The sequence below is a fragment of the Methylacidimicrobium cyclopophantes genome, assembly GCF_902143385.2.
GTDB classification, from domain to species: domain Bacteria; phylum Verrucomicrobiota; class Verrucomicrobiia; order Methylacidiphilales; family Methylacidiphilaceae; genus Methylacidimicrobium; species Methylacidimicrobium cyclopophantes.
The window spans coordinates 1-7,358 of the sequence record NZ_CABFUZ020000092.1 but is presented as its reverse complement, the minus strand read 5'-3'; the positions used below and the strand labels follow the sequence as shown (position 1 = coordinate 7,358).

Here is a 7,358-nt window from a genome sequence, read left to right as displayed (position 1 = left end):
GCTCGCCTTCGGGCCCCTTTCTCGAAGGAAGGCGAGGGGAAGCGCCCAGTTCCGGCGACCGGCATGGTGGAGAATAGCCCGGCCTCCCTGTCGGAGCACACGGTGAAGCTCCCGGAGGTAACCAGAGAAACTCTCCGGATCGATGTGGACAAAAACATCGAAAGACCAGACCAAGTCGACCTCCTCCGGCCCTACGGCCGAAACGCTCCTCCCGTCCCCGACATGATATTCGACATGCGGAAAAGCGGCGAAACGGCGCCGGCAATAATCGATACAGTTGGGTGCCAGGTCAACCAGGATGGCCCGCCGGCACCGGGGAAGGATTTCCGCGGTCCACCGGCCATGCCCTGGGCCGATTTCGAGCACGGTTGCCTCCGGCGCGATCGCTGGTGCAAGCAGATATTGCACGACTGACGCCTTCCATTCCGGATAGGAGACTCCGCACAATCGAGCCTGGCCCTTCCATTCCTCTCCATCCTCGGGCCATCCGTACTCATCGTTCCATTGCCGGAAGTTCGCATCAATCGAATTGATCATCGCCATGGTGGGATGGGCTCTGCCTTCGTTTCTCTCGCCTTACCGTACCTAGAGTTTCCCGGTATGATTATCAGAATCGCGGCGGAACCTGACTCTCGCAGATGCCCCTCGAGCCATTCTCTCCCCATCGGAGATCGGGATCCGCCATCCCCCTGGGGGCAGTCAACCGGATTGAGCGGCTCAGGTCGCGACGATACCGCGCAGAGGGGAAAGAGCTCAAGCAGTTTGGTTAAAACCTATACACATGTATTCCATCCTCTCCATAATGGAATGGTTAGTTCGTATAGGGGAAGCGGCAAAAGCGTTGAGCGTCTCCATCACCACCCTGAGGCGATGGGAAAGGGAAGGTTGGTTGCTGAGCATGCCGCGGGCGGCCATCGACGCTACGATTTGGCGAAATTGCGTCCTGAGATGTTCGGCGCAGAAGACGAGGCGAAGAGGCGAACGATCGCCTACGCTCGCGTCTCCAGCCACGACCGGAAAGACGATCTGGAACGGCAGAGGCAGCTGCTCGAATTCTACTGCGCCAGGCAGGGCTGGACCTTCGAGGTCATCGCCGATCTCGGCTTAGGCAGGAACTACCACAAAAAGGGCTGGAAGCGGCTGCTCGACGCCATCATCGGCGGGCAGGTTGGGCGGCTGGTCCTCACCCAGAAAGACCGATTGTTGCGCTTCGGCGCGGAGCGGATCTTTGCCATTTGCGAGGCCAAGAAGGTCGAGGTCGTGATTCTCGACCAGGGAGAGGAGACGAGATTCGAGGAGGATTTGGAGCAGGATCTCTTGGAGATTCTTCCCGTCTTCCGCGCCCGGCTCTCTGGCAGTCGGTCCCGGAAGAATCAGAAACCTCTCGACGGCGGGAAAGAGGCCATGGAGCACTCGTGTTGATGCGGATCGCCCAGAAGATCGTGCTCAGGCCCAACGATGTGCAGGCTTCTTATGTTGCCAAGGCTGCAGGGAGAGCCCGATTCGCCTACAGCCGGGCGCTGGCCGTCCGGGAGTGGAGATGTCCGGCCTGTGGAGTAATCCATGACCGCGAGCTCAATGCAGCGATCCAACTGAGGAATTTGGCCGTCAGTTCCCCGGTGTCAGCCTGTGGAGAGGAAGGCGCTGGCCGTCGTCGCAAGACGGCGGTGAAACCGGCCTCGACGAAGCGGGAAATCGGCTTTGAACCTTAGACAGGTTTCACTCAGTCTGATGGAACGGCGATGCGCATCCGCTCCTGTTGGAAAGAAGGGAAGTGACTACTAGGGAATAGGAGAAAGCAACGTTTGGTTTGGGGAGCCGGAGAGTTCCTGGGTTTTTGGGCGTGAACGGCTACGGAGAGGAGCAAGGATAGGGGTCAGGAAGGTGCGGGATCGCATCCTCCGAGCGCTTGAGCGGGGGGGAGGAACTGGTTGGAAGCGGCGAAGATCTGGGGGCGGTTCCGATCTCTTCCGTGGGAATTTCCGGCAATTCTTCCGTCGGCCGACGACGAGGAAACGGGTCGGGCTGCTCCGAAGACCAAGAACCGAGAGAGAAAAGAAGATGATCGCCTTGATTCAACGGGTGCGCGAGGCGCGCGTGTCGGTGCGGGGAGAGACGGTTGCCGAGATCGGGGTAGGGATTCTCGGCCTCGTCGCCGTCGAGCAGGGGGATCAAGAGGCAGCGGCGGAAAGGCTCTTGGGGCGGATCCTCGACTATCGGATTTTTCCGGACGAAGCCGGACGGATGGGTCGCTCCCTTCGGGACGTGGGTGGGGGACTTCTTCTCGTTCCTCAGTTTACCTTGGCGGCCGACACCCGAAAGGGGAGTCGGCCGAGCTTTAGCCCCGCGGCCGCGGCCGAGGTGGCACAGGCGCTCTTCTCCTATCTGGTGGAAAGGGCTCGGGAGCGATATGGAAGGGTCGCCTGTGGGCTCTTCGGTGCCGAAATGGAGGTAGCCCTCGTCAACGCGGGGCCGGTCACCTTTTGGCTCCGCGCCAGCCCCAAGGGAGTTCCGTAAGCGTCGCCCGGGACGCTTCGGATTTTCTTCTGGAGCCGGCGTTGTCCTTTGCGGCCGACTCGTGGAAGATGGCTCCATGAGCGTTCAGGTCTACGGCTGCAACCATCTCGCGATCGAAGTAGGCAATCGGGAAGAGGCCGTCGCCTTCTATCGGGATCTCTTCGGCTTGCGGCTCCTCGAGCATGGGGAAGGAGACGCCTTCTTTGCGCTCGGCGAGCACCAGTTTTTAGCGCTCTTCGTCGTTCCGGAGGTTCAGCCCGATCGGCTCCGCCACTTCGGAATCCTCGTCCGAGACGAGGAGCAGCTGGCGGAGGTCCGGACGAAGATTACCCAGAAGTATCGACTTCCGCTGATCCCGGGGTTTCGCTGCGACTTTCGGGACCCGTGGGGCAACCGGATCCAGGTGGTCGATCTCCATGACGAGTCTCTGGTCTGGCTTTTGCCCTACCGGGAGGTGCAGGCGGCGGGGATCGTCTTTCGAACCAAAGGAGAAGCGAAGGATGCCAAGGGCGACGCCCTCCCGGCTCCGCTCGGGCTTCGTCCAGAGATCGCCCGCTTTGCCCTGACCGCCGATGCGGTCGTGCTCGGGGCCCGCGAAGGAGAGCTCTTCGTCCTCTTGATCGAACGGAGGACGCCGCCCTACGCGGGATCCTGGGCGCTGCCGGGAGGGTTTGTGGAGGCGGGGGAGGAGCCGAGCGCGGCGGCTGCGCGGGAGCTCGCCGAGGAGACAGGAGTTTCCGGGCTTGCCCTTTGGGAGGTCGGGGTCTTCGGAAAGCCCGGACGGGATCCTCGCGGGCCGGTCGTCAGCGTCGCCCATGCGGCCTGGGCGGATCCGGGGACGGTTCGAGCCGCCGCCGGCAGCGACGCGGCCGCGGTCCGCTGGTTCCCGCTTTCCGGCCTGCCCTCTCTGGCCTTCGACCATAAGGAAATGATCCGGGCGGCCTGCCTGTTCTTCGAGGAGAAGCTTTCTTTTTCGCAGTCCTCCGGCGCGGGCGCTCCGGACGGGGAGCTCCTACGCCGGGCCTTGGCACAGCTGGAGGGATAGCGACCGGGCTTGCCGCAGAAGGCGCTACGATCCCGATATGTCCGGCACCAATGGCTTTCGGGAACCTCCCTGGGCTAGGCAGCTTGCCCTTTGGCTCCCGGTCTCACAAGGGTAGGCGGAGAGGAATCATTGCCGAGGGGAGGAAGCCGGCCCGGGAGTAGAACCGAATGGCCGCTGCGTTGGCACCATCCGTAAGAAGCGTGAGGCGTCGGCAGCTTGCGGCCCGTGCACCCTGGATAACTTCTTGAAGCAGCCGCTCTCCGATGCCCCGTCCGCGCCATCTCGGATCGACGATCATATCCTCCAGCCATCCGGCCGCTCCCCCTTCGGCCGTGCTCACGGTGAAGAGAAGGCTCGCCATGCCGACGATCCGCGTCCCGGATAGGGCGCAATAGATCCGCCCGACCTTCGGCTCCTCTAGGATCCGGCGAAGCCCGCTCTCTTGCCGCTTCCGGTCCGGCCGGAAGTCGGCTTCCTGGGCGAAGAGCAGCGCAAGCAGCTCGGCCAGACGCGGGATATCCTCTTCGGCGGCGAGCCTGACGAGAACTTCGTCCCGCAGAAGCATGATGATCGCCTAGGGCCTTCCCCCGAAGGAGACGTAATCGTCCAAGTCGAGGAGATCGAACCAGCCGACGATATCTTCCCGATGGGGGGCGAGCTTTTGCAGCCTTTCAAAAAAGATCTGGTGGGACTCCGCATCTCCGGGGGAGCGGCTCTCCATGGAGGCCGACCATGCGGCGATCTCCCATGGGGCGCGGCGGGTCGACGAGGTCTCGTCGATCCAGGAGAGGATCTCGCCGTCTCCCCTTTCCTTTGCCAACTCGGCGAGGAGGAGTTCGGCAGAGATGCCTGCGAAAGAAAACCAACGCTGGTCGAGAGGGCAATTGTATCGGTAGTCGCCGGCCTTCCCGGCCAGTTGCGCTCGCCCTTTATCGAGCAGGCGGGGCAGGCAGACGTAGCCTCCGAGCCGCACCCGAGGGCTCCGGGGAGGGCGTTGGGTCAGATCGAAAAAGAAGAGAGCCATGGCGCTTGGACATAGGAAATGTCCCACTTTATGGGAGTAGAAGGAGAGGAACTGCAATTCTTTTCGCGGTGAGAAAGGACGAGGGCAAGGGCCGCTCCATGCTTCCCGCTCCCTTGCGCACCTGCGCGTCGAGTCGTGGAAAAAAATCGAGGGATCCGCATCTATTCTTTTGGCAAAAGGATTCTCTCCGGCCATACTTGCCGCAGATTGATTCCAATCGGCTTATGTAGCTGTATCAAAAATCGACGGTTGCGCTTTCAATGAAAGCACCTTGTCAACATCCCCTTGAGGGCAGCAGCTTTCTCTTCCCGGGACGAAGACGCCAACGGCGGAAATCCCTGCGAGAAGACGTTGCGTCCATCTCCTTGCTAGTTCTTGCTGCGGGGCTCTGGCCTCTTCTTCCTTCGGCCGGTGCACAGTCGACGGACTCGGGGTGGACGAATGCTTGTCCGCCGGCCGGGGATGAGGTGATTTCCGAAAGCTCCCGCATTCGGGAGCTCGCCATCCCCGTGGAGGAGGTGACGGAAAGTTCCTTTCGCAAGTCCGACATCGCGGCGGGAGGCGGCGAAGAGCGGGAGCTCCCCTACTTCGAGCGGGCGATCTCGCTGGAAGAAGGGAAGGAGTGGCGCCAGCTGCTCGATCTCTCCCGGAAGTGGACTCGCGCCTATCCGAAGGAAGGGGCGGCGTGGTTTTTTCTCGGGTTGGCCCAAGAGAAGGTAGGCAACTACCATGAGGCGATTCGCGCCTACCGGGAGGCCATCCGGAGGAAGGAGGATTTTCCCAAGGCCTGGTGCAATCTGGGAACCTGCTATGCCTATCTCGGTCGATATTTGGAAGCTGTGGGCGCGCTGAAAGAAGCCGTGCGGCAGAAGGAGGATTTCGGCAGAGCTTGGTCGGACCTGGGCGCCGCCTATGTCGGACTCGGCCGTCCTTCCGAAGCGGTCCAAGCCTTGGAAAAGGCCACGCGGCTTCGCCCCGATCTTCCGGAAGCATGGGCCAATCTGGGAACCGCTTACGCGGAGTCGAAGAACTACGACCGGGCGATAGCGGCGACAAAGAAGGCCTTGCGTCTCAAGCCCGATTACGCAGCGGCCTGGTGCAATCTTGCGACCTTGTGTAAGGAGACCGGACGCAAGAAAGAGATGGCGGAAGCGTGCCGAAAGATGCAGGAGCTCGATCCTGCGCTGGGGAAAGAACTCTCCGAAAAGTTGACCGCCCCCTAAGATCCCGATCGGGCCCGCACTCCGCGGGAACGGATGGAGGAGGCCTGCCGGTCACTCGCCCAGGGCGCGGGAGGAGGCTGCGCGCCGACTTCTCCTTTACGGCTGCTTCCCGGCAGCCTCTTTCCTTCCGTATACCCTCTCCCGGAGGGTTTGGACGCGAACCTTTCCTTCGGCTACGGGCTTGCGCTCAACCTTTTCCGCACCCATCACGGGAAGGATCGTCAACCGGTAGCCCTTCGGGGTCTTCATCAACATCGCTTCCTTGCTCTCGAGCGGAGACTGGAGGAGGAGAAGGAGGGTGGTGGAAAGCAGCCCGATCTTCCCTAAGCGAACTTGTCTCATCGGTTCCACCCTCGGATTTCGGCCGGCTGCGTTTCCGGAGTTCGTATCCGGCGCGATGCAGAATCATATGCTCCTGAATCTGATTCGAGAACAAGAAAAATGGCCCTCGGAAGGGGGCTATTGATTCTCGGAAGATCGGCAGCTTGCTTGCGGGAATCGGATCTTAAGAAAGTCCTCGCCGCCGCGGAGCCCCAATGGAGGCGATGGACTGGGAGAGCCAAGGCGCAGAGCCGAAGCTGCTTTCTGCTTGACCGCAAAGCAAAGTGTTTATATAAAGACGTCCTTTACCAAGGAGCTCTTCCTTGGACAAAAACCCAACCAAAATCCAGGATCGAGAGGTGTCTATGGCCGATACAGTTGCCGAACATCACGAGAAAGCCGCCGCACACCACGAGCACGCTGCGGTACACCACCGGAAAGCGGCGGAGCACCACCGGGCGGGAGAGCACGTCGAGTCGGGCCATCATGCCCATATCGCCCATGGGCATGCCAAACATGCCGAAGAGCATGCCGAAGCGGCTGCGAAAGAAGAGGCGACGATGCATCATAAGGAGCCTTGAGAAACGGATCGGCCGACTCTGCAATCCTTCGGAGATGGCGCGGTGCGGCTTCGTCCGCGCCGCGCCCTTCCGGCGCTTCCGCCGGAGCAGATCCCTCGGATTGCCTCCTCGCGCCCCCGGTCGCCGCCAGTAGATCTCCCTCGAGGAAGAGGGATGGTTGACCCGAGTCGGGCGATCTCTCTCTATTTTTCCGGGACGAACTCGAGGAAGTACTGGTAGGGCAAGAAGTCGTGCTCTTTTACGAGACGGTAGCCGGCCAGCCGGAACTCTTCCTTGACCTCCGTCTCGGGCAGCCGATGCTCTGGCGGTGGTCCATAAGGAGAGTTGGGTTTGAAGTCGATCAGCACGATCCTGCCGCCAGGCTTGAGGGAGTCCGCCAGCTTCCGGAGGTAGACGATTCGATTGTCGATGTGATGGAGGACGGTGCAAAGGAAAACCAAGTCGACCGAATGATCCTCGAGACCGGACTCTCCCGGCTTGACCAACCGAACCGTGACGTTCCTTAGCTTCTTTTGCTTTGCTTCCTTTTTCAGGTAATCGGCCATGGCTGGCTCTGCATCGATCGCATAGACCTTCCCCTCGGGACCGACCGCCTTCGAAAACCTCCTGGTAAAGTAGCCGGTTCCCGCACCGAGATCGGCGACCGC

9 protein-coding genes and 3 pseudogenes are annotated in these 7,358 nt (G+C 61.3%); 6 read left to right on the top strand and 6 right to left on the bottom strand.

All coding sequences use genetic code 11. The features are described 5' to 3' along the window. A partial coding sequence (locus FN369_RS03110; RefSeq protein WP_218580002.1) for a class I SAM-dependent methyltransferase occupies positions 1-537 on the bottom strand: 537 nt, incomplete at its 3' end. 265 nt (positions 538-802) lie between these two features. On the opposite strand from FN369_RS03110, the pseudogene FN369_RS03105 reads away from it, so the two are divergent. From FN369_RS03105 to FN369_RS11540, 5 genes and pseudogenes are all read left to right on the top strand, one after another. Then, positions 803-1,422, top strand: a pseudogene (locus FN369_RS03105) (IS607 family transposase). Next, positions 1,422-1,484, top strand: a pseudogene (locus FN369_RS11430) (hypothetical protein); the annotation flags it as partial. The pseudogenes FN369_RS03105 and FN369_RS11430, both read left to right, overlap by 1 nt. 36 nt (positions 1,485-1,520) lie before the next feature. Further along, a pseudogene (locus tag FN369_RS11425) lies at positions 1,521-1,712 on the top strand (zinc ribbon domain-containing protein); the annotation flags it as partial. Between the two features lie 349 nt (positions 1,713-2,061). After that, the gene (gene dtd / locus FN369_RS03095) at positions 2,062-2,517 is read left to right on the top strand and encodes a D-aminoacyl-tRNA deacylase (RefSeq protein ID WP_142524747.1); all 456 of its coding nucleotides are present in this window, start codon (positions 2,062-2,064) and stop codon (positions 2,515-2,517) included. Between the two features lie 76 nt (positions 2,518-2,593). Then, positions 2,594-3,562, top strand: coding sequence for an NUDIX domain-containing protein (locus tag FN369_RS11540; RefSeq protein ID WP_142524746.1), 969 nt, complete (start codon positions 2,594-2,596; stop codon positions 3,560-3,562). Between the two features lie 103 nt (positions 3,563-3,665). Here FN369_RS11540 and FN369_RS03085 read toward each other — a convergent pair whose 3' ends face one another. After that, entirely contained in the window at positions 3,666-4,127 is a 462-nt protein-coding gene (locus FN369_RS03085; RefSeq protein WP_142524745.1) for a GNAT family N-acetyltransferase, read from the bottom strand. A 9-nt stretch (positions 4,128-4,136) separates the two neighbouring features. Beyond that, positions 4,137-4,586 (bottom strand): DUF5069 domain-containing protein, encoded by a 450-nt coding sequence (locus FN369_RS03080; protein ID WP_142524744.1) that lies wholly within the window; start codon positions 4,584-4,586, stop codon positions 4,137-4,139. A 467-nt stretch (positions 4,587-5,053) separates the two neighbouring features. On the opposite strand from FN369_RS03080, the gene FN369_RS03075 reads away from it, so the two are divergent. Continuing rightward, on the top strand, positions 5,054-5,809 hold the full coding sequence (locus FN369_RS03075; RefSeq protein WP_178087645.1) for a tetratricopeptide repeat protein: 756 nt from the start codon (positions 5,054-5,056) through the stop codon (positions 5,807-5,809). 96 nt (positions 5,810-5,905) lie between these two features. Here the strand turns inward: FN369_RS03075 and FN369_RS03070 are convergent, their stop codons facing one another. The 3 genes from FN369_RS03070 to FN369_RS03060 all read right to left on the bottom strand — a co-directional run. After that, positions 5,906-6,151 (bottom strand): hypothetical protein, encoded by a 246-nt coding sequence (locus FN369_RS03070; protein WP_142524742.1) that lies wholly within the window; start codon positions 6,149-6,151, stop codon positions 5,906-5,908. Positions 6,152-6,435: 284 nt separating this feature from the next. Then, on the bottom strand, positions 6,436-6,699 hold the full coding sequence (locus FN369_RS11050) for a hypothetical protein (RefSeq protein ID WP_178087644.1): 264 nt from the start codon (positions 6,697-6,699) through the stop codon (positions 6,436-6,438). Between the two features lie 194 nt (positions 6,700-6,893). Then, positions 6,894-7,358: class I SAM-dependent methyltransferase (locus tag FN369_RS03060; protein ID WP_142524740.1), on the bottom strand; the 465-nt coding region annotated here is incomplete at its 5' end.